This is a genomic window from Nonomuraea sp. NPDC050643, assembly GCF_040654715.1.
GTDB lineage: Bacteria > Actinomycetota > Actinomycetes > Streptosporangiales > Streptosporangiaceae > Nonomuraea.
Genome location: NZ_JBFAIM010000002.1, coordinates 71,595 through 93,037, shown reverse-complemented (window position 1 = coordinate 93,037; position 21,443 = coordinate 71,595). Strand labels below are relative to the sequence as shown.

Below are 21,443 nucleotides of genomic sequence, written 5' to 3'. Positions count from 1 at the left end.
CCAGGTTGAGTGTCTGGCGGTGGGTTCTGTGCTTCTTGGCGGGTCTTGTGGGGTGGTGCCGCTGCGCTTTGGTGCGGTCGTGGGTGTGTGTGGGGCTGGTCAGGAGTGGCGTTTGGTGGGGATCAAGGTGTCCAGGGATTCTGGGATTCGCGGAAGCTGGGGTGGCGTTCTCGGGGTGCGGGGCTTGGGGCGGTGGGGGCGTAGAGGTGACGTCCAGATCCAGATGGAGCTCAGGGCCATTCCTGCGGCGCAGATGAGGATGACCGGGCGCAGGCCCAGGAATTCGGCCAGGATGCCTCCGGCCAGGCCACCCAGGGCCAGGACGCCCTGTACGGCGAAGGTCATGGTGGCGTTCACGCGGCCCCGGAGTTCGGGGGAGGTTTCGCGGAGGGTGATGGCGCCCATGCAGGTGGCGAAGGCTACGACTGTGCCGCCGATGAGCGTGCCGGTGAGTGAGAGGAGCGCGAGTTTCCACCACAGAGGGCCCTCGAGCAGGCCTACCGCGAGGATGTCAATGGGGAAGAAGAGCACTGCGATGAGCAGGATGCGGTTTTCGCCGTAGCGCTTGGACAGGCGGGCTGTCAGCCAGGCGCCGAGGAGGCCGCCGGCGCCGCTCAGGGCGATGAGTACGCCGATCAGGGCTTTGGGGATGTGCAGGGTGTTCAGCATGTAGAGCATGTAGACGGCTGTGTACGCCATGGCGAAGAAGTTGATCGTGACGCCTGCGCCCAGGAGCGCGCGAAGTACTGGGTGGGTGACGCTGGCTTTCAGGCCTTCTACGACGTCGCGCCACATGCCTCGGGATTTCGCGGGGGTGGTGTTCTCCGGCGTGCGGATCGAGCGGAGTAGCAGGGCTGAGGCCAAGAACGACAGCGCTTCGGCGAGTACGGCGAGGGGTGCTGTGAGGAGTTGTACCAAGAGGCCGGCGAGGCCGGGGCCGCTCACCGAGGCGACCGAGTAGGAGGCGTGGAAGCCGGCCATTGCCTCGGTTCGCTGCTCCGGGGAGACAACCGCTGCGACGTGGGGGAAGTTCGCGGCTCGGAAGAGCACTCCGGCCGAGCCGATCACGAGGGCTACGACGATCAGCCAGGTGACGTTCATGATGCCGAGGAGCCAGGCGATGGGGATCGTGGCGGCGGCCGCGCAGGAGACGAGTTCGCAGGCAATCATCAGGGGGCGGTGGCGGGTGAGCCGGTCGGCTATGGCGCCTGATTGGAGGCCGAACAGGAGCGCGGGTATGGAGGCTGCGGCGGTCAGTATGCCCATTTGGGCGGGGGAAGCGGTTAGCAAGGTGATCGCGGTCAGGGGGATGGCCAGCTTGGAGACCTCTGAGCCGGTGACCGAGATGGTTCGGGCTGTCCAGAGCAGGCGGTAGTCGCGCTGCTTTCGGAGGGGGACGGGGGGAGGGGATGGCTCTGCGTCATTGATTGCTGTGGTCGATGTCGATGTCGATGTCGATGTCGTGGTGCCGGTGCCCGTCGTCTGAGCTTTCGTGGCGTTGGTGTGAGTGGTCTCTGTGCTCACGATGCCAGTGCTACCGGTGTCGTCTGTGGTGCCGCTGTCGTCTGTGGTGCCGGTGGTGCCTGTAGTGCGGGGAGTGCCTGTGGTGCGGGGAGTGCCTGTGGTGCTCATGATGTTCGTGCCGGAGGCGGCCACGGCCCTCGTATCGGTGGTGCCCGCGTTCGTGCCGATGGCGCCCATGATGTTCTTGCTAGTGGTGCCCACAGCGCTCGTGCCGGTGGTGCCAGCGCTCGTGTTGGTGGCACCAGCGCCGGTGGCTCCTGTGCCTGTGCTGGGGGCGCAAGCGTCGGTGGCGCCTACGCCTGTGCCGGTGGTGTCTATGCCGGGGGTGCCCGTGCCCGTGATGTTCGTGCCCGTCGCGGTGCCGGTGTGGGCGGTTGGGTCGTGGGTGTCGGTGTTTGCGGGCTTTGGGGTGTTGGGCTGTGTGGGCTGGATGGAGTGGGTCGTGTGGAGGTTCGGTGGTGGTTGGCGGGAGGTTTGGCAAGAGTGAGGGGGTTCGAAGGTGGTGGTCGGCGTGAAGGCTTGCGGGGTGACGTTGGTGGGTGAGGAGGCTGGGTGGTTGTGAAGGGAATGCTTCATAGTAGATATGAAGATAATCCTTCATAGATGTGAAAGCAACACTTCAGATCTGAAGATGGGTACCTTTGGCGCATGACGCGGGACAGTGAAGGGCTCAGCGATCCCAAGGCGATGCGGGCGCTGGCTCATCCGGCCAGATTGTTGATCTTGAACAGGCTTGGCGTTGAGGGCAGTGCGACTGCTACCGAAGTGGCGGAGATCGCGGGGATCACGCCCAGTGCCGCCAGCTATCACCTGCGGATGTTGGCCAAGTACGGGTTCGTGGAGGATGCGCCGCCTCGAGGGGATGGCAGGGAGCGGCTTTGGAAGGCGGTGGGCGGGCGGCTCAGCGTCGGAGTTCTGCCTGAGGATCAGCCGGAGGTTCGGGCGGCCAAGGTCACGTTGATGACTGCGTTTCGGCGGGAGGCCAACGAAGAGGCGGACCGGGCCTTGTCCAGGGTCGATCAGGAGTCTGAGGAGTGGCGGGATGCGACCGTCTTCAGCCGCACTCGGCTCAGGGTGAGCGCTCAAGAGTTGGTTCGGGTGTATGAGGAGATCGAGAAGCTGATCGAGCCGTATGAGGCTCAGCGTCGGAGTGAGCAGGATGCGCCGGAGGGGGCGCGGGTCGCGGAAGTGCAGGTCAATTTGTTCCCGGTCGCGAAGAGGGTTGTGCCGGGGCTGCCCACGGAGGATCACGACGCGGTCTGAGCTTGGTAGTGGTCTGGGTCGGTGGAGAGTGCTCAAGGCTGAAGGGCGCCCGGGCTGAAGGGCGCTCAGGGCGAAGGATGCTCAGGGGGCGCGTGGTAAGGGATGCTCAGGGGGTGCGTGGTGAGGGTGCGCATGGTGGGGGGTGTGGGCTGCGCGCGGTGAGGGGTGGATGTGGGGGTAGGGCGTCGTGGTTGGACGATGTTGGGTGCGGGGTGCGGGCGGGTGCTGCAGGTTCCGGGGTTGGTGTGGGAAACGGTGGTGAGGGATTTCTTTGCGGGGGAGGGCTTCGTTGTAGGAGGGGCTCGTTGTGGAGGACGTGGCGGGGGCATGGTTGGGGCTGCGTTGTTGGCGGGTTCGTGGGGGTTCGTCCGCAAGATCTCATTGCTCGCGGAGTGCAGCGTGGGGCGGATCCGCTGTTAGACGGCCCCCTGTGGGACGGGTTCGCTGCTTGACGACTCGCTGCTGGGCATCCCGCTAGCTGGTTCTCCTCGGGCAAATCCTTGCCAAGTGGAATCGCTGGCGTGCTGTGGAGATCGTTGGTCTAAAGGTCGGACGCATCGGTAGTGGGTGGGGTCGTGGTTCGAGGGGCTTGTTGTTGGGATGGTGCGTTGTTGGGTGGGTTTGCGGGTGGTTGGTGTGGCGGGTTGGGCGGGTTTTTTGTTGGGCGGAGTTGCTGTCGCTGGGCTTCTCGTCGAAGGGGTTGGGGCTGGGTGGGTTTGCTTTGGGGGGTGGTGTGGAGGTGGTTGGTGGTGAGGGGCTCGGCGTTGAGGCTGGGGTTGGGTGGGCAGGGTGGGTTTGGGGAGGTCATCGGGGGTTTGTGTGGTTTGGGTGGGGTTTGGTGGGGCGGAGGGGTGGGATGTCCCTTTGACCGCAGACGGTCAGGCTGGGGCGGTGTGGGAGGTAGACTTTTCGGTGGCCTGTGACCACAGGCCGACTTCGCATGCCCCATTGCGGACCGCGCCATCGGTCCGGGCCAAGTGCCCGGCGGGAGCGGGTTCGGGGCATCAGGGCGGCAGACACCGTGCTGTCGCGGCACAACCGAGAACCGCGCCCATCCGCAGGGCGCCAAGACCTGGAGGACCAGCACATGGCCCCCGTCGTCACCATGCGACAGCTGCTCGAGAGCGGCGTTCACTTCGGTCACCAGACCCGGCGCTGGAACCCGAAGATGAAGCGCTTCATCTTCACCGAGCGCAATGGCATTTACATCATCGACCTTCAGAAGTCTCTGTCGTACATCGACCGTGCCTACGACTTCGTGAAGGAGACCGTCGCCCACGGCGGCACGATCCTGTTCATCGGCACCAAGAAGCAGGCTCAGGAGGCCATCTCCGAGCAGGCCGCTCGGGTCGGCATGCCGTACGTCAACCAGCGTTGGCTGGGTGGCATGCTCACCAACTTCTCCACCGTGCACAAGAGGCTTCAGCGTCTGAAGGAGCTCGAGGAGCTCGACTTCGACAACGTCGCCGGCTCGGGGCTCACCAAGAAGGAGCTCCTCATGCGCCGTCGTGAGAAGGACAAGCTCGAGCGTACGCTCGGCGGCATCCGTGACATGGGCCGCGTGCCCAGCGCGGTGTGGGTCGTCGACACCAAGAAGGAGCACATCGCGATCAGCGAGGCCAAGAAGCTTGGCATCCCGGTCGTCGCGATCCTCGACACCAACTGCGACCCCGACGAGGTCGACTACCCGATTCCGGGCAACGACGACGCCATCCGCGCCGTCGGCCTGCTGACCCGGGTCGTCGCCGACGGTGTCGCGGCCGGTCTGATGGCTCGCTCCGGCGCCGCTCGCGGTGACGAGAAGCCGGCCGCCGCCGAGCCGCTGGCCGAGTGGGAGCGCGAGCTCATCGAGCAGGGCACCGGTGAGCGTGCGGCCGACGAGGCTCCGGCTGCTCCCGAGGCCGCTGCCGAGGAGAGCGCCGCCGCTGAGGTCGCCGCTCCGGCTGAGGCTCCGGCCGAGGCCCCCGCTGAGGTCGAGGCTGAGGTTGAGGCTCCGGCCGAGGCGCCGGCCGCCGCTGCCGAGGTCGAGGTCGAGGCCGAGGTCGAGACCGAGAAGCAGGCCTAGGCTTCTAGATCTGCCGCCTGGCGCCTCGCTCTGGTGCTGCTCTGCTGGTATGTCTCCTCGCCGTGGTCATCGTCACGTCAACGTGTTGATGGTGGCCGCGGTGAGGGGCACACGGTAGAGGGCCGGGTGTCTCTGGTGAGGGAGTTGCGTCGCTCCAGAAGTTGGGGTGAGCGACTGCTGGGACAGGGGTGCCGGCGAGGCAAGGGCCGGTTACGGCGGGCTCAGGCGAACAAGGCATGGGCTTGCCAGGCGAAGCAGGGCAATGCGAGGCGCGCTGTTAGCGGAGCGGAGCGGTGTGGAGTTACACCGGCAACGGTGGAAGCTCCGCACGGCAGTGAAGCGGCGGAGCGTCGTGAGGCCGGGCTGAGACTAGGCAAGCGCTCAGGGACTACTGCGCAGAACAGCAGCGCGGCAACGTTACAGCTGAATAGGGCAAGCCACCGGTGGCCGAAGGGTCCGGGTGGTCGGTCAGGCAAGGTGTGTGTTCTGGCTCGGCAAATGGCTGAGCTGGTACGGCATGCCGGGTCGGGTCGATCCGGGCTCAGACGGTAAGCCAGGCCAAGGCGTGACGAGGGCGGCGGCCGTGAGTGCACAAAGGCGTGCAGTGCATGGGCGTGGCCGCTTCTCGGGCGACTTCGCTTGAGTGTTCGGGCCATGGTTCGAACACCGGGTGAGGGAGTGACCTGGCCCGCGACGGCATCGGCGCACTGGTCGCGGCCGGCGGTCGCTTAGCCGGCTGATGCCGAGTGAGGCTGATGTCGAGTGAGGCGGGTGCCGGGCTGAGAGACGCCGGACTGAGGGTGATGCCTCGGGTTCCGGGCGCTGATGTGGTCGGATCTGGCTGCGGAGGTGGTCGGGTGCCGGGCGCTGATGTGGTCGGTGCGCGGCAAAGCCGGTGCTGCGGCGGGTGACGGCCTCGAAGGTCTGTGCACGCTGTAGCGAGCGGCGGTCCTGAAGGTCGGCGCAAGCTGTAGCGTGCGGTGGCCCTGAAAGGTCGGCGCAAGCTGTGGCGGGTGGCGGTCCTGAGGGTCGGCGCAGGCTGCGGCGGGCGGTGGCCCTGAGGGTCGGCGGGAGCTGAGCCGGGTGGTGGTGTCTGCGGTTGGCGGAAGCTGAGCCGGGGCCTGTGGCTTCGCGGTGAGGTGGATGTCTGGCCGATGGTGGTAGCCCTCCGGTGCGGCGGATGCTGAGCTGGGGTTGCCGGGCTGAGACGAGCTGGTGGCAGGTCCTGGGTTGTGCGTGGCAGGGCCGGTGGCGTGAGCTGACGTTAGGCGGTGCTGAGCTGAGGTGATAGGCCGAAGCGAGGCTGGGCAGTATGCCGAGCGAGGCAGCAGCAAAGCCGGGCTGAGCCGGGCCCGAGTACGACAACGCTTCTCGTACGGCGCGAGCCGCCGTACGAACAAAGGGTGGACGGCCGGATATCGGCGGCCACCCCATCCACGATGACGACGACGAAATCCCACAAGGAATAAGAGCAATGGCTTCCGTGAACATGGCCGACGTCAAGCGGCTTCGCGAGATCACCGCTGCCGGCATGATGGACTGCAAGAAGGCGCTTGAGGAGTCCGACGGCGACTTCGACCGCGCCATCGAGCTGCTGCGCCTCAAGGGCGCCAAGGACGTGGGCAAGCGCGAGACCCGCACCGCCTCCAACGGCCTCGTCGCGCTCAAGCAGGACGGCGACTCCTCTGCCGCGCTGCTCGAGATCAACTGCGAGACCGACTTCGTGGCCAAGGGCGAGCGCTTCCAGGAGCTGGCCGCCCAGGTCGTCGCGCACATCCTCGAGAGCAAGCCGGCCGACGTGGCGGCGCTGCTCGAGTCCTCCATCGACGGCAAGAGCGTCAAGGAGCACCTCGACACCGCCAACGCCGCGCTCGGCGAGAAGATCGAGATCCGTCGGTTCGCGGTGCTGGAGGGCGGCTACATCGGCGCCTACATGCACAAGACCGACCCCGCGCTGCCGCCCGCGGTCGGCGTGCTGGTGCAGCTCGACAAGCCGAACGCCGATGTCGCCAAGGACATCGCGCAGCACGCTGCCGCGATGGCCCCGCAGTACCTCAAGCCGGACTCCGTGCCCGCCGAGGTCGTCGAGAAGGAGCGCAAGCTCTTCGAGGAGATGACCCGCGAGGAGGGCAAGCCCGAGGCCGCCATCGGCAAGATCGTCGAGGGTCGCGTGAACGGCTGGTACAAGGACTTCACGCTGGTGCAGCAGGCTTTCGTGAAGGACAACAAGAAGAGCGTGGGCAAGTACGCCGACGAGAACGGCGTCGAGGTCCTTGGCTTTGTCCGCTTCAAGGTTGGTCAGGCTTAGGCTTAGGCAAGCTGCCAGCTCAACGATCCGCCGAATGAAGGAGGCCGCCGCCGTGCAGGACCACCGGGAGTCAGCCCACGAATCCACACGGACGGCGGCTTCCTCATCGCAAAATCCGCAAAACCCGCAAGGGCCACTCCGGTGGAAGCGGGTGATGCTGAAGCTGTCAGGGGAGGCGTTCGCCGGCGGCGAGCCGCTGGGCATCGATCCGGTGATCGTCGATCACCTGGCCGATTCGATCGCTGAGGCGGTCAAGGAGGGCGTGCAGGTCGCGGTCGTGGTCGGCGGCGGCAACATGTTCCGCGGCGCCACCCTGTCGCAAGGAGGCATCGACCGGGCCAGGGCCGACTACATGGGCATGCTCGGCACGGTCATCAACTGCCTGGCGCTGCAGGACTTCCTCGAGCGGCGGGGCGTGGAGACGCGCGTACAGACCGCCATCACCATGCAGCAGGTGGCCGAGCCGTTCCTGCCGCGACGCGCGATCAGGCACCTGGAGAAGGGGCGCGTGGTGATCTTCGGCGCCGGGCTCGGTTCGCCGTACTTCTCCACCGACACCGCGGCGTCCCAGCGCGCTCTGGAGATCGGCGCGGAAGCGCTGCTCAAGGGCACGCAGGTGGACGGGATCTACGACTCCGATCCCCGGAAGAATCCGGATGCGGTCAGGTTCGACCACCTGGACTACGGCGAGGTGCTGCTCCGCGACCTCGCGGTCATGGACGCTACCGCGATCAGCCTGTGCAAGGACAACGATCTGCCGATTGTGGTCTTCGACCTGATGGGCGAGGGCAACATCCTGCGAGCGGTACGCGGTGAGAAAATCGGCACGCTGGTGAGTCCCGCAGGCAAATGAGCGAGCGAGCCCGACACCGCCAGCTAGAAGACGACAGGGAGCCGCTGTGATCGACGAAACCCTCCTCGAAGCAGAGGAAAAGATGGACAAGGCCGTCTCGGTCGCGAAGGAGGACTTCGCGAGCATCCGTACGGGTCGTGTCACACCCTCGATGTTCAACAAGATCAACGCCGAGTACTACGGCACGCCGACGCCGATCCAGCAACTGGCGTCGTTCCACGTGCCCGAGGCGCGCATGATCCTCATCCAGCCCTACGACAAGAGCTCGATGGCCGCGATCGAGAAGGCCATCCGCGACTCCGACCTCGGCGTGAACCCGACCGATGACGGCCAGGTGATCCGCGTGACGTTCCCGGAGCTGTCCGAGGAGCGCCGCAAGGAGTACATCAAGGTCGCCAAGAACAAGGGCGAGCAGGCCAAGGTGTCGGTGCGGAACATCCGCCGCACGGCCAAGGAGACGCTCGACAAGATGATCAAGGACGGCGACGCGGGCGAGGACGAGGTCAGGCGGGCTGAGAAGGAGCTCGACGACCTCACTCAGAAGCACGTCGCGAAGATCGACGAGCTGCTCAAGCACAAGGAGAACGAGCTGCTCGAGGTCTGAGTGGCGGCCGTCGGCCTGACGGCCGAGCCGCTCGAGGAGGCTCGGGTGGCTCGGACAGCTCGGGTGGCTTGGGTGGCTTGAACGGCTCAGGTTGCTTGGGTGGTTTGAACGGCTCGGGCGGCTTGGACGGTTCGGATGGCTGAGGTGCTCCGGTTCTGAGTGGTTCGGTGACTCCTCAGGCGCGCGAGGCTTTTGCGCACGATATGTGCGCAGGTCAGGGCGCGAGTCCAGAGCACGGGTCCTGGGTGGTTCAGCCCGCCGGGAGGTCTCTGAGAGGCCCGGGTCGTGAGCGGTTCGGGCCTGGTAAAGGTTTGGGCGGTGCGCCGCGTGTGGGCGCGCCGTCAGGCGGCTCGTTTTAGGCGGGTCGCCGCAGGTAGTGGGTTTGGACCTGGCGGCCCTCGTCCCGGTGGCGGGGGCCGTGGTTCTCAGGTTCCGACCCGATGGTGGTGGCCGTGGCCGGCCGATCCGAGGGGCGCGGTGGCCGGGGTTGTGGCACGATCGCGATGGTCGCGCCGCGGCTCGTGGTTCCCGTGCCGGAGGTCGTGGCCCGTGGCCTCTGTGAGATGGGGGCGTGGCTCGTGGCCCCGTGAGAGGGGCCGTGGTTCCTGGCCTTGATGGCCGGGGGTCGTGGCTCTTGGAGAAATCTGTGGAAGAACGTACGGCTGGCACCAGCTCGAGCGGCGGCAGCCGTACCGGAAGGAACCTGCCGGCCGCGATCGCGGTCGGCGTGGTGCTGGGCGCGCTGGTCATCGGCAGCCTTTACACGATCAAGGAGTTGTTCCTCCTGGTGCTCGTGGGGGCGGTCGGCGTCGGCGTGCTGGAGCTGATCAAGGCCTTCGCCACCCGTGACATCAAGGTGCCGGCGGTGCCGGTGCTGGGGGCCCTCGCGGCGATGCAGGTGGGGGCGTACTGGGGCGGGCCGATGTGGCTGCTGGCCACGTTCGCTCTGTCCGCGCTCGTGCTGCTGGTCTGGCGGATGTTCAGCGACGGCACGGACGGCTACGTACGTGACGCCTCGGCGTCGGTGTTCACGCTGTTCTACCCCGCGATGCTGAGCGCGTTCGCGGCCCTGTTGCTGAAGGCGGACGACGGCGATCACCGGGTGGTGATCTTCATCGCGGTGACCGTGGCGAGCGACATCGGCGGATACATCGCGGGCGTGCTGTTCGGCAGGCACCGGATGACGGCGATCAGCCCGAAGAAGACCTGGGAGGGGTTCGCCGGGTCGTTCCTCGCGTGCACGGCGGTCGGCGGCTGGCTGGTCGTCTGGCTGCTCGGCGGCGAGATCTGGCAGGGGGCGCTGATCGGCGGGCTGGCGGCGCTGCTGGCGACCGTCGGGGACCTGATCGAGTCGATGATCAAGCGGGATCTCGGCATCAAGGATCTGGGGACGATCCTGCCGGGCCACGGCGGGCTGATGGATCGGCTCGACTCTCTGGTGACGACGCTGGTGCCGGCGTGGTTGCTGATGACGCTGTTCTTCTAGTGCTGCTGGGGCCCTAGCGTCTTCTAGTGGTGCTGGGACTCCAGCGCCTGCGTGGTGATCGGGGAGAGCCAGAGCCACCGTACGGCCTCCCCGCCGAACGCGAATCCTGACATGTCAGGCATGTGGGGTGGGTTGGCCTGCATCAGGACCCCCGAATACTGCGGTCCCAGCGGGAACGTCGACGGCTCGTGATACCACTTGGCCGTGTGCCCGTGGCCGAGCCACGTCACCGAGTGCCACGGATACTGCGAGAGCCACACCAGCAGCAGCGCCGCGTCCCGCGGATCCTCCCGGGTGGCCACGGCCAGCTCGATCCTGGCGTACGCCCCCGGCTTGTCGATCCACTGCTCCACCGTTGGCATGCGCTGGCAGCTCATCCCCACCGTGGACAGCACGGTGAAGCCGCGATCGGGCTGCGGCGGGCGCTCGGTGATGCCGACGGTCGGCAGCCGCTCGCCGCTGGCGTCCCAGTATCTCCCGGCCGGCCCCAGCACCCGGTCCAGGTGGCCCATCACGAACTCCTGGAACGACGGCCACGACCCTTCGCCGTGCCGCCAGCGCCAGTAGGATCTGGCGTTCGAGATACGGGGCCGCAGCCCCTCCAGCGCCTCCGACAGCGCCCACGCGAACGGTGACTCGCCCACCGCGTCACGCGCGTATCCGGGCATGCCCCTGCTCATGTCGGCCCAGCCGGGGATGACCGCGAGCAGGTCGTCGTCCTCGTAGAGGGCCACGCCGTCGCCCTCCTCGAACCACAGCGGGCTGAGCTGGCCGAGCGGACGGCGGCCGTCGGGGTTGAGCGTGTTGGGCCTGGGCATCAGCGGAGGCAGGCCGGCGTTGATGCGGGCGAGGTCGACCACGGGAGGGGCGGGGCGATGGTTGGCCAGCCACACGGCACCGTGGACCGTGCCGTCAGGCGAGCACAGGTAAGCTACCGAGGAGTCCTCGTCCCGCTCGACCACGAGCGTTCGGCTGCCGTACGGGTTACCGGCGGCGAGAACGACCTCGGTGCCACCCTCGCCAGATGCCGACCGAAAAATCGCCATACGAGATGACTGTAGATCCGGTGGAGACCAGGACGCGAGCCGTAGGAAGACCAGGAATGCCACCTCCGATCCGAACGTTCACTACCCTGGTCGACAACCCCTCAAGCAAAGGCAGCAACGTGTCCCAGCCAGCAGGTCAGCTCACCTTCGTCGCGCCCCGGCGGGCCAAGCCCGCCCGGCACCTGGCCGACCTGTCGATGGCCGACCGGCGGACGGCGGTCACCGAGCTGGGCGAGAAGGCCTTCCGCGCCGACCAGCTCTCGCGCCACTACTTCGAACGCCTCACCACCGACGTGAGCGCGATGACCGACCTGCCCGCGGCGGCCAGGGAGAAGCTGTCCGCGCTGCTGCCCAGCCTGCTCACGCCGGTCAGGGAGCAGAGCACCGACGGCGGCACCACGCGTAAGACGCTGTGGCGGCTGTTCGACGGGGCGCTGGTCGAGTCGGTGCTCATGCGTTATCCCGACCGGGTGACGATGTGCGTGTCGTCGCAGGCCGGCTGCGGCATGAACTGCCCGTTCTGTGCCACGGGCCAGGCCGGTCTCACCCGCAACATGTCGACCGCCGAGATCGTTGAGCAGGTCGTGTCCGGGGCCAGGGCGCTGGCCGCCGGAGATGTGCCTGGCGGGGTGGCGCGGGTCAGCAACGTGGTGTTCATGGGCATGGGCGAGCCGCTGGCCAACTACAAGCAGGTGATCGGCGCGGTGCGCCGCCTGGTCGAGCCCGCCCCCCACGGGCTGGGGATCTCGGCGCGCGGCGTCACGGTCTCCACCGTCGGCCTGGTGCCGGCCATCGGCAAGCTCGCCGACGAGGGCCTGCCGGTCACGCTCGCGCTGTCCCTGCACGCGCCCGACGACGAGCTGCGCGACACGCTGGTGCCGATCAACACGCGGTGGAAGGTGGCCGAGGTGCTCGACGCGGCGTGGGCGTACGCGGCGAAGACCAAGCGGCGGATCTCGATCGAATACGCGCTGATCAAGGACATCAACGACCAGGAGTGGCGCGCCGACCTGCTCGGCAAGCTGATCAAGAACAAGCTGGTGCACGTCAACCTGATCCCCCTCAACCCGACGCCCGGGTCCAAGTGGACGGCCTCCCGGCCGGAGGACGAGCGGGCGTTCGTCCGGCGGCTGGAGTTCCATGGTGTGCCCGTGACGGTGCGCGACACGCGGGGCCGCGAGATCGACGGCGCCTGCGGGCAGCTCGCCGCCGCCGAGTGAGCTACCTGCCGCGCCTGAGCCACACATAGGCGACCAGGCCCGCCACACACCAGGCCAGGGAGATCGCCGCGAGTTGCGGCGCCTGGCCGAGGAGCTCGCCGGCGTTCGCGGCCTTCATCCAGGCGATGAGCGGGACCGTGAGCCAGTAGAGCGGCGAGGCGCTGATCAGCAGCATGGCCAGGAAGCCGAGCAGCAGGAGCATGATCGAGACGGCCGGCGACGGCAGGATGACGCGGCTGGTGAGGGCGCCCAGCGCGGTGCCGGCCAGGGCGGCCAGCACGTGCAGGACGAGTGCCGCGCCCAGCACTCCGGACGGTGGCGTACCGGTCACGCCGAGGAGCAGGGCCAAGGCCAGGCCCAGCCCCGAGAACGCGGCACACGCCGCGAACGCCGCCAGCAGCCCCGCCGCCACCTCCCTGGCCCGGCCGCCGACCTGGATCGCCGACATCTCGCGCTGCCGGTCGGGCTCGGTGTCCAGCAGGCTCCGGGCGGCCCAGGCCAGGATGGGGATGAGCAGGATGGCGCCGTCGGTGAGTACGGAGGCCTCCGCGCCTCTCGGGGCCCGGTTGCCGTGGATGATCGCGAGCATGGCCAGAGCCAGCAGGAACGCCTGGTAGACGCGGTGGGAGCGGACGTAGGCCGCCAGGCGGAACGTGGCCAGGGCGATCATCCGGTCTCCTCGATCTCGGCGGCCGGGTAGCCTTCGCCGCGCATCCTGGCCAGGAAGTCCGGGAGCTCGTCGGCGGGCACGGTCACGGCCACCGTCACGGTCTGGGGGGCAGGGGTTTCCGCCGGGTTCCGCAGTGCGGGCCGGGTCGTGCTCTCCTTCAGGTGGCCGTCGAGCACCGTCCAGTGGCGCAGGCCCGACAGGTCGCGTAAGCCGCCCTGGTGGTCGCTGGCGATGACGATGCCGCCCTTGGCCGCCACCTCCGTCGCGATCGACGGCAGCGTCGCCCGGGTGTCGGTGTCCAGGCCGGCGAACGGCTCGTCCAGGATCAGCAGCCCAGGGTCGGCCATGAGCGCCTGGACCAGGCCCACCTTGTGCGCGCTGCCCTTCGACAGGTCGCTCAGCGGGGTGTTGAGGAGGTGTCCCATGTTCAGGCGCTCGGCCCAGGGTTCCCAGCGGGCCTGGCCGCGTACACGGGACATGTGGCGCAGGTACGCCGTGACCGTGAACGGCTGGTCGGCGGGGAAGCGGTCGGGCGCGAACCCGACGATCGCCGGGCGGTCGTCTATGGTGCCCGTGGTCGGGCTGGAGAGACCGGCGAGGAGACGGAGGAGGGTGGACTTGCCTGCTCCGTTGACGCCGGTCAGCTCGATCACGTCGCCGGGGGCGAGGTGGGCGTCGGCGTCTTCGATGACGAAAGGATCACGTCTTCGGTAGCGGAAAGAGACATTGGTCAGGCGCATGGTGCTGTAACGGTATATGTCGGGTCGCATGGTCGTGATAAAGCTCCGACAATGGAGTGTGAACCCCCAGCACATCTCAAGAGGAGTGAGGCTTGAACCGCTTTCCACGCGTCATGGGCATGCGTTCAGGCTATGACCCCGTAGAAGTCGACGCCCTGATCGGGCGGATCGAATCGACTCTGGGCAGAGGCACGCACACCCTCGAACCCGTCAGCGCGGACGAGGTGCGCCGCGCCACGTTCCGCGCCAAGCGCGGCGGCTACCAGGAGACCGCCGTGGACTTCGCGCTCGAAGCCTTCGTGGTGGCGTTGGAGACGCAGGCCAGGCGGCCCATCCGGCTGGCCATGCACGAGCCCACCGGCGAGATGCTGCGCGAGGAGTGGTTCGAGACCCAGGCCGCCCGGGTGGAACGGGTGGCCTTCCGCCCCGGCCGCATGGGCACCGGCTACAACGAGGACGAGATCGACGCCTTCCTCGACCGCATCGTGGCCACCCTGCGCGGGACGACCGACTACCCCGTCACGGCCAAGGAGGTGCGGGACGCGAAGTTCTCGACCGTCATGTTCAGGTCCGGCTACCTGATCGCCGACGTGGACTCCTTCCTGGCGGGCATCGCCGACGTGCTGGAACAGCGAGCCTGAGCGGTGGTGCGGGCCTGGGCGGTGGAGCGGGCCTGAGTGGTGGTGCGGGCCTGGGCGGTGGTGCGGGTCTGAGTGGTGGTGCGGGCCTGGGCGGTGGTGCGGGTCTGGGTGGTCAGGCCGCCTCGACCGCGCGCAGCAGGCCGCGCAGGTCGGGCAGGACCTGCTGGACGACCGTCTCGTCGGCCGGGTGCTCGCCCTGCCGGTTGATCCACACCCGCGGCAGGTCCAGCCGCCGCGCGGGCAGCATGTCGTGGAAGTAGCTCTGCGCCGCGTGCACCCACACCTCCGGCTCGTACGAGCTCCGGAACAGCTCGAAGTGCGCCTCCGCCGGCTTGTACGCCCCCGCGTCCTCAGACGTCACCACCGCGTCGAACGGCACCGGCAGCCGCCGCCGCGTCTCGGCGATGAGGTCGCGGTCGCAGTTCGTCAGCAGCGCCAGCCGCCACCCGGCCCCCCGCAGCGCTGACAGCTCGGCCCCCACCTCGGGGAACACCGGCCAGTACGGCAGCGTCGTCGCCAGCACCGAGGCGTCGTCCGCGCCCAGCTCCACCTTCTCCTCCGCGCACGCCCGGCGCAGCGCCTCGGCCAGCACGAGCCGGTAGCGCATCCCCGGCGACTCGGCCTGCACGTCGGCCTCGTGCCTGTTGTACGTCTCCAGCAGCCGCGCCCCCTGCCCCGGGGCGACCAGCTCGGCGCTGGTCCGGATGCCGTGCCGCCAGTCGACCAAGGTTCCGAAACAGTCGAACGTTACCCATCGCATAGGTCTCATAATGACCCCATGGCGATCTCGGTGCGCCCCATTGGGCCGGACGACCTGCCGGACGTCACCCGCGTGCTCACCGGGAGCTGGGGCGGCTCCACCGTGGTGGCCCTGGGCCGGGGTGAGCTGGTGGACGCGGCCGAGCTGCCCGGCTTCATCGCCGAGTCCGGTGACGAGGTGGCGGGGCTGGTGACGTACGCGGTGGGCGAAGGAGCCGTCGAGATCATCACCATCGACGCCGTGCTTCCCGGGAAGGGGGTCGGCAGGGCCCTGCTCGACGCGGTGCGGACGGTCGCCGCCGAGCGCGGCGTGACCCGGCTCTCTCTTCTCACCACCAACGACAACACCCACGCCCTGCGCTTCTACCAGCGCTACGGGTTCGACCTGGTCGCCCTGCACCGGAACGCCGTGGACCGCGCGCGGGCGCTCAAGCCCGGCATCCCGGCCGAGTCCGACGGCATCCCGATCAGGCATGAGCTGGAGCTCGAGCTGCTGCTGGAAGAGCGCTGACCGGCCACCGCAGCCGGTCAATGATCAAGCGGGCGCGGGCGGTGGATGATCAAGCGGGCGCGGGCGGTGGAGAAGGGCGACGATGACCGAGGTCACCGGGGCGGCCAGGAAGGCGCCGGCGATGCCCGCGATCAAGCTGCCCACCGCGATCGCCACCAGGATGACCGCGCTGGGCAGATCCAGCGCCCTGCCGTAGATCTGCGGCGCCAGCACGTGCCCCTCGATCTGCTGGACGGCCACCGTCACCGCCACCACGATCAGCGCCACCAGCACGCCCTTCGACACGAGCGCCACCACCGCCGCCAGCAGCCCGGCCATGAACGCCCCCACCACCGGCAGGAACGCCCCCACGAACGTCAGCACCGCCAGCGGCAGCGCGAGCGGCACCCCGAGGATCCACAGCGCGATCCCGATGAAGAACCCGTCCACCACGCCCACGATCGCGATGCCGCGAATGTAGCGGCCGATCACCGAGAACACCAGTTGGCCGCCCTCCGACAGCCGCGTCCTGGCATCGGCGGGCGCGAGCTGGACCAGCCACCGGAAGAGCCGGTCGCCGCCGTGCACGAAGTACACCGACAGGATGACCGCCAGCACGGCCCCGATGATGATCTCGCCCACGGTCCTGACCCCGGCCAGGGCTCCGGTGGTGAGCTGCCGGCCCTGCCCGGTCAGATATTCCCGGGCCCGCGCGATCAGCTCCTGGTCGTCGAGGCCGAACCGGGCCGTCAGCTCGTGCAGGTCGTCGAGCACCTTGCCGATGCTGTCGCTCAACTGCGTCACGCTGTCGATGGTGGGCTGCACCAGCAGCGCCACGAACGCCCCCGCCAGCAGGAGCCCGCCGACGAAGACGATGGCGGTGGCGAGAGCGCGGCCCAGCCCGCGTGACCTGAGCCAGCGGGCCGGGGGCAGCAGCAGCGCGGTGAGAAAGAGGCCGATGACGATCGACATCGCCACCGTCCGTACGTGGTAGAGGCAGAAGCCGGCCACCGCGACGAGCGCGATCCACCCCAGCAGCCGCCACGGCCTCATCTTGTCGCCCCCCTGTCGAGCCTGGTCAGAGGCGTTCCCCAGGGTGATCACGGGCAACCCTGATCAGGCGGGCGGGGTCAGGCAGGGCGGGGTCAGGCGGGTGGGGTCAGGTGCGGGCGTTGGGAGCGCTTGCTCAGCTCGTACGTCCCCCGCGCCGCGTACGTGGCGCTCGTCGTCCCCACCTCCGCCACGGGCACGTCCCACCACGCCTCCGAGGACGGCGCGTCGTCGGCCATGGGGTCGGTGCGGACGTAGATCACCGTGGTCTCCGTCGCCGAGCGCGCCGTGTCGAGCGCCTTGCGCAGGTCGGCGACCGACTCGGGGCGCAGCACGGTGGCGCCGAGGCTGGCCGCGTTCGCCGCCAGGTCCACCGGCAGCGGGCCGCCGTCGCGGCGCTTGTAGGAGGTGCCGAGCCGCTCCGCGCCCACGCTCTCCGACAGGCGGCCGATGGAGGCGAACCCGGCGTTGTCCACCAGGATCACGACCAGCTTGACGCCCTCCGAGATCGCCGTGACGAGCTCCTGGGCCATCATCAGGTACGAGCCGTCGCCCACCAGCACGAACACCTCGCGCTCCGGGACCGCCATCTTCACGCCCAGCCCGCCGGCGATCTCGTAGCCCATGCAGGAGTAGCCGTACTCGACGTGGTAGCTGCCGGGGCCGCTGGGACGCCAGAGCTTGTGCAGGTCGCCGGGCATCGACCCGGCCGCGCACACCACCACGCCGTCGTCGCCGGCCGCCGTGTTGACCGCGCCGATCACCGCTGACTGGGGCAGGGGCGTGCCCTCCAGCCCGTACGCCGCGTCCACGGCCACGTCCCAGGCCCGTGTGAGGTCGGCGGCCCGCTCGCGCTGGCCGGCCGGGGCGCTCCAGCCCGCGCACGCCTCGGTCAGGTCGGCCAGCCCCTCGCGGGCGTCGGCGACCAGTTGCAGACCGGAGAGCTTGGCCGCGTCGAAGCCGGTGACGTTGAGGTTCACGAAGCGGGCGTCGGGGGCGAAGATCGTGCGCGAGGCCGTGGTGAAGTCGCTGTAGCGGGTGCCCACGCCGATGATCAGGTCGGCCTCGCGGGCCAGCGCGTTGGCGGCTGTGGTGCCCGTGGCGCCGATCGCGCCGACGGCCAGCGGGTGACCGTAGGGAAGCGCGCCCTTGCCCGCCTGTGTCTCGGCCACCGGGATCCCGTACGTCTCGGCGAAGGCGCGCAACTGGGCGGTGGCCTCGCTGTAGATCGTCCCGCCACCGGCCACGATCAGCGGGCGCTCGGCCGACGTGATGAGGTCGGCGGCCCGCGCGAGGGCCGCGCGTTCGGGGCGCGGCCTGGGGATGTGCCAGACGCGGTCGGCGAACAGCTCGTCCGGCCAGTCGAACGCCTCGGCCTGCACGTCCTGCGGCAGCGCCAGCGTCACCGCGCCGGTCTCGGCCGGGTCGGTGAGCACGCGCATGGCGGCCAGCAGCGCGGACGGGAGCTGCTCGGGGCGGTTGATCCGGTCCCAGAAGCGGGAGACGGGCTTGAAGCAGTCGTTGACCGAGATGTCGTAGGAGCGCTGGTCCTCCAGCTCCTGCAGCACCGGGCCCGCGACGCGGGTGGAGAAGATGTCGCCGGGCAGCAGCAGCACGGGGAGCCGGTTGATCGTCGCGCCGGCCGCACCGGTGATCATGTTGGTGGCGCCGGGGCCGATCGAGGTGGTGCAGGCCAGTGTGGCCAACCGGTTGCTCGCCCGCGCGTAGGCGGCGGCCGTGTGGACCATCGCCTGCTCGTTGCGGCTCAGGTGGTAGGGCAGGTCCTCGGTGGAGGTGGCCAGCGCCTGGCCGAGCCCGGCGACGTTGCCGTGGCCGAAGATGCCTGCGCAGCCGCCGAAGAACCGGTGCCGCACGCCGTCGCGCTCGCTCCACTGGTGGGCCAGGAAGCGCACGATGGCCTGGGCGACGGTCAGACGGGTCATGGGGTCCTCCCGAACGGCAGTCTGGGGTCGAGGGGCTGGGCCTGCCACGAGGAGCGGATCCAGGCGTGACGGGGATCGTCGCAGAACGCCATCGAACGCTGCTCGGCGGGGCCCGCCAGGACGTTCAGGTAGTACAGGTCGTAGCCCGGGGCGGCCATGGAGGGGCCGTGGTAGCCGTACGGGACCAGGACCACGTCGCCGGAGGAGACCTCGGCGAGGGTGTCGATGTGGCCGCGCTCGGAGGAGTAGACGCGCTGGTAGCCGATGCCCTGGTCGGCGACCTCGAAGTAGTAGATCTCCTCCAGCACGGCCTCGTCCGGGCCCTGGGTGTCGTGCTTGTGCGGCGGGTAGGAGGACCAGTTGCCGTCCGGGGTGAGGACCTCCACGGCCACGAGCTTGTCGCAGTCGAACGCGTCGGGGGAGCAGAAGTTGTTCACCTGGCGGGTGGCCTGGCCCGCGCCCCTGATCTCGACCGAGACCTCGGCGGCGGCGACGTAGCGGGGGGCCAGCGCGCGGGTGGCGCGGGCCGAGGGCAGGGCGATCCGGCCGGCGCCCTGCAAGGTCACTTCCGTAGAAATCGGGATATAGGCGAAATCGGAGGGGCCGTCGAACACCGACGCCCGCCCGGTCAGCACGAACTCGTCGCCGGGGATGGCGACCGTGCAGGAGCCGGCCAGGGGCAGGACCAGCAGCTCCTCCTCGCCCGTCGAGAACGTCACCGGCGCGTCGGTCAGGTCCGCGACGCGCAGGCCCGAGTACGTCCAGCCCGCCAGGGACGGGGTGATCTCCACCGACCAGGGGCCGCCCGCGGCCTCGCCGTAGGGGAGGTGGGTCATGCGGGGACCTCTCGCACCAGCGCCGCGGCACCGTCGACCGCCGCCGCCACGTCGTCGTCCGGCGGATAGAGCAGGGCACGCCCGACGACGAGACCCCGCACCCCGGGCAGGCTCAGGGCGCGGTGCCAGTCGGCGTACGCGGCGTCGATGTCGGGCGGGTCGCCCCCGAGGAGCAGGGCGGGCAGCGTGGTGGCGGCCATCACGCGCTCCATCTCGGCCACCGCGGGGATCTTCAGCCAGGTGTAGGCCGACGTCACGCCGAGGGCCTGGGCAACGCTGATCGCGCGGATCACGGCATCGGGCGACAGGTCGTTGCGCAGGACGCCCGACTCCGTGCGCAGCGACCAGAACGGCTCGACCATGGCCACCAGCCGCCGCCTGGCCAGGTCGGTGACCGCACGGGCGCACGACTCGAGCGTGGTCACGGTCGCGTGGTCGGTCGGGTCGATGCGGCAGAGCATCTTGCCGCCGTCGAGCCGCATCGTGTCGATCGAGGCGGCGTCGAAGCCGGTGAAGCGGTCGTCCAGCTCGAAGACCGAGCCCTGCAGGCCGCCCCGGTTCATGGAGCCGAAGGCCAGCTTGCCCTCCAGCGCCCCGAGCAGGAGCAGGTCCTCCAGGACGTCGGGGGAGGCCAGGATGCCGTCCACGCCCGGCCTGGACAGCGCGAGCCGCAGGCGGTCGAGCAGGTCGACGCGGCTGGCCATGGCCAGCGGCCGGTCGCGCACCCCCAGCGCGCCGCGGGCCGCGTGGTCGGCGGCGATGATCAGCAGCCGCTCGCCCTCGGCGGGCAGCCCGCGCCGCTCCCGGCGGGCCGCGGCCTCGGCGATCTCCTCCGGCCGGGTGGCGCGGATGTGGGTGAGCCGCCCGTAGTCGGCGGTCCTGGGCAGCGTGATGTCGCTCAAGGACGCACCCCGTTCAGCAGCTCCTCCACCTCGGCGGTGGTCGGCATGGCATCGGCACAGGCCAGGCGGGCGGCCACGAAGGCCCCGGCGGCGTTGGCGAAGCGCAGCGTGCGCTCCAGCGGCCAGCCGCGCAGCAGCCCGACACAGACGGCGCCGCCGAACGCGTCGCCCGCGCCGATTCCGTTGACCACCTTCACCTCCATGGGCTCCACCAAAGCGCTCTCCTCAGAGGTACGCGCGAAAACCCCTTCAGGGCCCATTTTCACGATCGCGACCCGTACGCCGGCGTCCAGCAGGGCCTGGGCGGCGGCCTCCGGATCGCGTACGCCGACCGCGACCTCCACCTCCTCCAGGTTGCCGACCGCCACGTTGGCCCGAGGCAGCGCCCGCTGGGCGGCCTCGTGGGCCGCCTCCCGCGACTCCCAGAGCGAGGCCCGGTAGTCCAGGTCGAAGACCGTCCATCCGGAGGAACGCTCCGACAGGGCGGCGGTGTGGGCGGCGGCGCTCGGCTCCTGGCTCAGCCCGGTCAGCGAGAACCAGAACAGGTCCGTCTCGCGAATCGCGTTCAGATCGAGCATCGAGGGGGAGATCTGCAGATCTGGCGGATGCTCGCCGCGGTAGAAGTAGATCGGGAAGTGATCGGGTGGGAAGATCTCGCAGAACGTCACGGGCGTGGGCCGGCCCTCGATCGTGCTCACGAAGGCGTCGTCCACGCCGAAGTCGCGGATCGCCCGGCGTACGTAGTCTCCGAACGGGTCGGCCCCCACACCGGTGATCACGGCGGGGCGCAACCCGTGACGGGCGGCGGCGACGGCGACGTTGGTGGGGCTACCGCCGAGGAACTTCCCGAAGGTCTCGACGTCGGCCAGGCCGACACCGGTCTGCAGCGGATAGACGTCGACGCCGGAGCGGCCGATCGTGATCAGGTCGTACAACGCACCTCCTGAGGCCGAGCTTACTCGCGGACACTATGGCATATTGTCATGACATTCGGATGTCCGCTATGTTGCCGAACGTCCCCAGACCCTGGGGATTATGGCCAG

20 protein-coding genes are annotated in these 21,443 nt (G+C 69.2%); 10 read left to right on the top strand and 10 right to left on the bottom strand.

The annotated features are described in order from the left end of the window. Positions 1–99: 99 nt before the first annotated feature. On the bottom strand, positions 100–1,524 hold the full coding sequence (locus AB0I15_RS02635) for an MFS transporter (RefSeq protein ID WP_358088995.1): 1,425 nt from the start codon (positions 1,522–1,524) through the stop codon (positions 100–102). Between AB0I15_RS02635 and AB0I15_RS02630 the strand changes: the two genes are divergently transcribed. The 7 genes from AB0I15_RS02630 (at position 1,508) to AB0I15_RS02600 (ending at position 10,103) form a co-directional block, all read left to right on the top strand. Further along, positions 1,508–2,011, top strand: a complete 504-nt coding sequence (locus AB0I15_RS02630) for a hypothetical protein (protein ID WP_358088992.1) — start codon at positions 1,508–1,510, stop codon at positions 2,009–2,011. The genes AB0I15_RS02635 and AB0I15_RS02630 overlap by 17 nt on opposite strands. A 161-nt stretch (positions 2,012–2,172) precedes the next feature. Next, the gene (locus tag AB0I15_RS02625; RefSeq protein ID WP_358088989.1) at positions 2,173–2,787 is read left to right on the top strand and encodes a winged helix-turn-helix domain-containing protein; all 615 of its coding nucleotides are present in this window, start codon (positions 2,173–2,175) and stop codon (positions 2,785–2,787) included. A gap of 1,087 nt (positions 2,788–3,874) precedes the next feature. Further along, a complete protein-coding gene (rpsB, locus tag AB0I15_RS02620) occupies positions 3,875–4,852 on the top strand; it encodes a 30S ribosomal protein S2 (RefSeq protein ID WP_358088986.1) in 978 nt (325 codons plus the stop codon). 1,474 nt (positions 4,853–6,326) lie between these two features. Then, positions 6,327–7,160, top strand: coding sequence for a translation elongation factor Ts (gene tsf / locus AB0I15_RS02615; protein ID WP_358088983.1), 834 nt, complete (start codon positions 6,327–6,329; stop codon positions 7,158–7,160). Between the two features lie 154 nt (positions 7,161–7,314). Beyond that, on the top strand, positions 7,315–8,013 hold the full coding sequence (pyrH, locus tag AB0I15_RS02610; RefSeq protein WP_357858112.1) for a UMP kinase: 699 nt from the start codon (positions 7,315–7,317) through the stop codon (positions 8,011–8,013). Between the two features lie 46 nt (positions 8,014–8,059). Further along, the gene (gene frr, locus AB0I15_RS02605; RefSeq protein ID WP_358088980.1) at positions 8,060–8,617 is read left to right on the top strand and encodes a ribosome recycling factor; all 558 of its coding nucleotides are present in this window, start codon (positions 8,060–8,062) and stop codon (positions 8,615–8,617) included. 646 nt (positions 8,618–9,263) lie between these two features. After that, positions 9,264–10,103, top strand: a complete 840-nt coding sequence (locus tag AB0I15_RS02600) for a phosphatidate cytidylyltransferase (RefSeq protein ID WP_358088977.1) — start codon at positions 9,264–9,266, stop codon at positions 10,101–10,103. Positions 10,104–10,126: 23 nt separating this feature from the next. Here the strand turns inward: AB0I15_RS02600 and AB0I15_RS02595 are convergent, their stop codons facing one another. Continuing rightward, positions 10,127–11,149, bottom strand: a complete 1,023-nt coding sequence (locus tag AB0I15_RS02595; RefSeq protein WP_358088974.1) for a suppressor of fused domain protein — start codon at positions 11,147–11,149, stop codon at positions 10,127–10,129. 119 nt (positions 11,150–11,268) lie between these two features. Between AB0I15_RS02595 and rlmN the strand changes: the two genes are divergently transcribed. Further along, on the top strand, positions 11,269–12,369 hold the full coding sequence (rlmN, locus tag AB0I15_RS02590) for a 23S rRNA (adenine(2503)-C(2))-methyltransferase RlmN (protein ID WP_358088972.1): 1,101 nt from the start codon (positions 11,269–11,271) through the stop codon (positions 12,367–12,369). A gap of 1 nt (position 12,370) precedes the next feature. On the opposite strand, the gene AB0I15_RS02585 is transcribed toward rlmN, so the two are convergent. Further along, on the bottom strand, positions 12,371–13,039 hold the full coding sequence (locus AB0I15_RS02585) for a hypothetical protein (RefSeq protein WP_358088969.1): 669 nt from the start codon (positions 13,037–13,039) through the stop codon (positions 12,371–12,373). Beyond that, on the bottom strand, positions 13,036–13,809 hold the full coding sequence (locus AB0I15_RS02580) for an ATP-binding cassette domain-containing protein (RefSeq protein ID WP_358088966.1): 774 nt from the start codon (positions 13,807–13,809) through the stop codon (positions 13,036–13,038). The genes AB0I15_RS02585 and AB0I15_RS02580 overlap by 4 nt, the downstream gene beginning before the upstream one ends. A 62-nt stretch (positions 13,810–13,871) precedes the next feature. Here AB0I15_RS02580 and AB0I15_RS02575 point away from each other — a divergent pair, with 62 nt between their 5' ends. Continuing rightward, positions 13,872–14,420: a DivIVA domain-containing protein gene (locus tag AB0I15_RS02575; RefSeq protein WP_358088963.1), complete on the top strand. Its 549-nt coding sequence runs from the start codon at positions 13,872–13,874 to the stop codon at positions 14,418–14,420. Between the two features lie 112 nt (positions 14,421–14,532). Here the strand turns inward: AB0I15_RS02575 and AB0I15_RS02570 are convergent, their stop codons facing one another. Continuing rightward, on the bottom strand, positions 14,533–15,180 hold the full coding sequence (locus AB0I15_RS02570; protein WP_358088960.1) for an HAD family hydrolase: 648 nt from the start codon (positions 15,178–15,180) through the stop codon (positions 14,533–14,535). 18 nt (positions 15,181–15,198) lie between these two features. Here AB0I15_RS02570 and AB0I15_RS02565 point away from each other — a divergent pair, with 18 nt between their 5' ends. Beyond that, on the top strand, positions 15,199–15,690 hold the full coding sequence (locus tag AB0I15_RS02565; RefSeq protein ID WP_358088957.1) for a GNAT family N-acetyltransferase: 492 nt from the start codon (positions 15,199–15,201) through the stop codon (positions 15,688–15,690). A 24-nt stretch (positions 15,691–15,714) separates the two neighbouring features. On the opposite strand, the gene AB0I15_RS02560 is transcribed toward AB0I15_RS02565, so the two are convergent. The 5 genes from AB0I15_RS02560 to iolC all read right to left on the bottom strand — a co-directional run bounded on the left by AB0I15_RS02560 (position 15,715) and on the right by iolC (position 21,335). Beyond that, positions 15,715–16,722 carry an AI-2E family transporter gene (locus AB0I15_RS02560; protein WP_358088955.1) on the bottom strand — a complete coding sequence of 336 codons (1,008 nt, stop codon included), beginning with the start codon at positions 16,720–16,722 and terminating at the stop codon, positions 15,715–15,717. Positions 16,723–16,814: 92 nt separating this feature from the next. Next, positions 16,815–18,662: a 3D-(3,5/4)-trihydroxycyclohexane-1,2-dione acylhydrolase (decyclizing) gene (gene iolD, locus AB0I15_RS02555; protein WP_358088952.1), complete on the bottom strand. Its 1,848-nt coding sequence runs from the start codon at positions 18,660–18,662 to the stop codon at positions 16,815–16,817. Next, entirely contained in the window at positions 18,659–19,498 is an 840-nt protein-coding gene (iolB, locus tag AB0I15_RS02550) for a 5-deoxy-glucuronate isomerase (protein WP_358088949.1), read from the bottom strand. The genes iolD and iolB overlap by 4 nt, the downstream gene beginning before the upstream one ends. Further along, positions 19,495–20,391, bottom strand: coding sequence for a deoxyribose-phosphate aldolase (locus AB0I15_RS02545; RefSeq protein WP_358089834.1), 897 nt, complete (start codon positions 20,389–20,391; stop codon positions 19,495–19,497). Before AB0I15_RS02545 ends, iolB begins: the two co-directional genes overlap by 4 nt. Positions 20,392–20,396: 5 nt before the next feature. Next, a complete protein-coding gene (gene iolC / locus AB0I15_RS02540; RefSeq protein WP_358088947.1) occupies positions 20,397–21,335 on the bottom strand; it encodes a 5-dehydro-2-deoxygluconokinase in 939 nt (312 codons plus the stop codon). Positions 21,336–21,443: the final 108 nt, after the last annotated feature.

What these genes read in the sequence shown, in the direction of transcription:
- AB0I15_RS02625 (WP_358088989.1), top strand. Translation starts at nt 2,173, where the DNA reads ATGACGCGGGACAGTGAAGGGCTCAGCGATCCCAAGGCGATGCGGGCG.
- rpsB (WP_358088986.1), top strand. Translation starts at nt 3,875, where the DNA reads ATGGCCCCCGTCGTCACCATGCGACAGCTGCTCGAGAGCGGCGTTCAC.
- tsf (WP_358088983.1), top strand. Translation starts at nt 6,327, where the DNA reads ATGGCTTCCGTGAACATGGCCGACGTCAAGCGGCTTCGCGAGATCACC.
- pyrH (WP_357858112.1), top strand. Translation starts at nt 7,315, where the DNA reads ATGCTGAAGCTGTCAGGGGAGGCGTTCGCCGGCGGCGAGCCGCTGGGC.
- AB0I15_RS02595 (WP_358088974.1), bottom strand. Translation starts at nt 11,149, where the DNA reads ATGGCGATTTTTCGGTCGGCATCTGGCGAGGGTGGCACCGAGGTCGTT.
- AB0I15_RS02585 (WP_358088969.1), bottom strand. Translation starts at nt 13,039, where the DNA reads ATGATCGCCCTGGCCACGTTCCGCCTGGCGGCCTACGTCCGCTCCCAC.
- AB0I15_RS02580 (WP_358088966.1), bottom strand. Translation starts at nt 13,809, where the DNA reads ATGCGACCCGACATATACCGTTACAGCACCATGCGCCTGACCAATGTC.
- AB0I15_RS02570 (WP_358088960.1), bottom strand. Translation starts at nt 15,180, where the DNA reads ATGCGATGGGTAACGTTCGACTGTTTCGGAACCTTGGTCGACTGGCGG.
- AB0I15_RS02565 (WP_358088957.1), top strand. Translation starts at nt 15,199, where the DNA reads ATGGCGATCTCGGTGCGCCCCATTGGGCCGGACGACCTGCCGGACGTC.
- AB0I15_RS02560 (WP_358088955.1), bottom strand. Translation starts at nt 16,722, where the DNA reads ATGAGGCCGTGGCGGCTGCTGGGGTGGATCGCGCTCGTCGCGGTGGCC.
- iolD (WP_358088952.1), bottom strand. Translation starts at nt 18,662, where the DNA reads ATGACCCGTCTGACCGTCGCCCAGGCCATCGTGCGCTTCCTGGCCCAC.
- iolB (WP_358088949.1), bottom strand. Translation starts at nt 19,498, where the DNA reads ATGACCCACCTCCCCTACGGCGAGGCCGCGGGCGGCCCCTGGTCGGTG.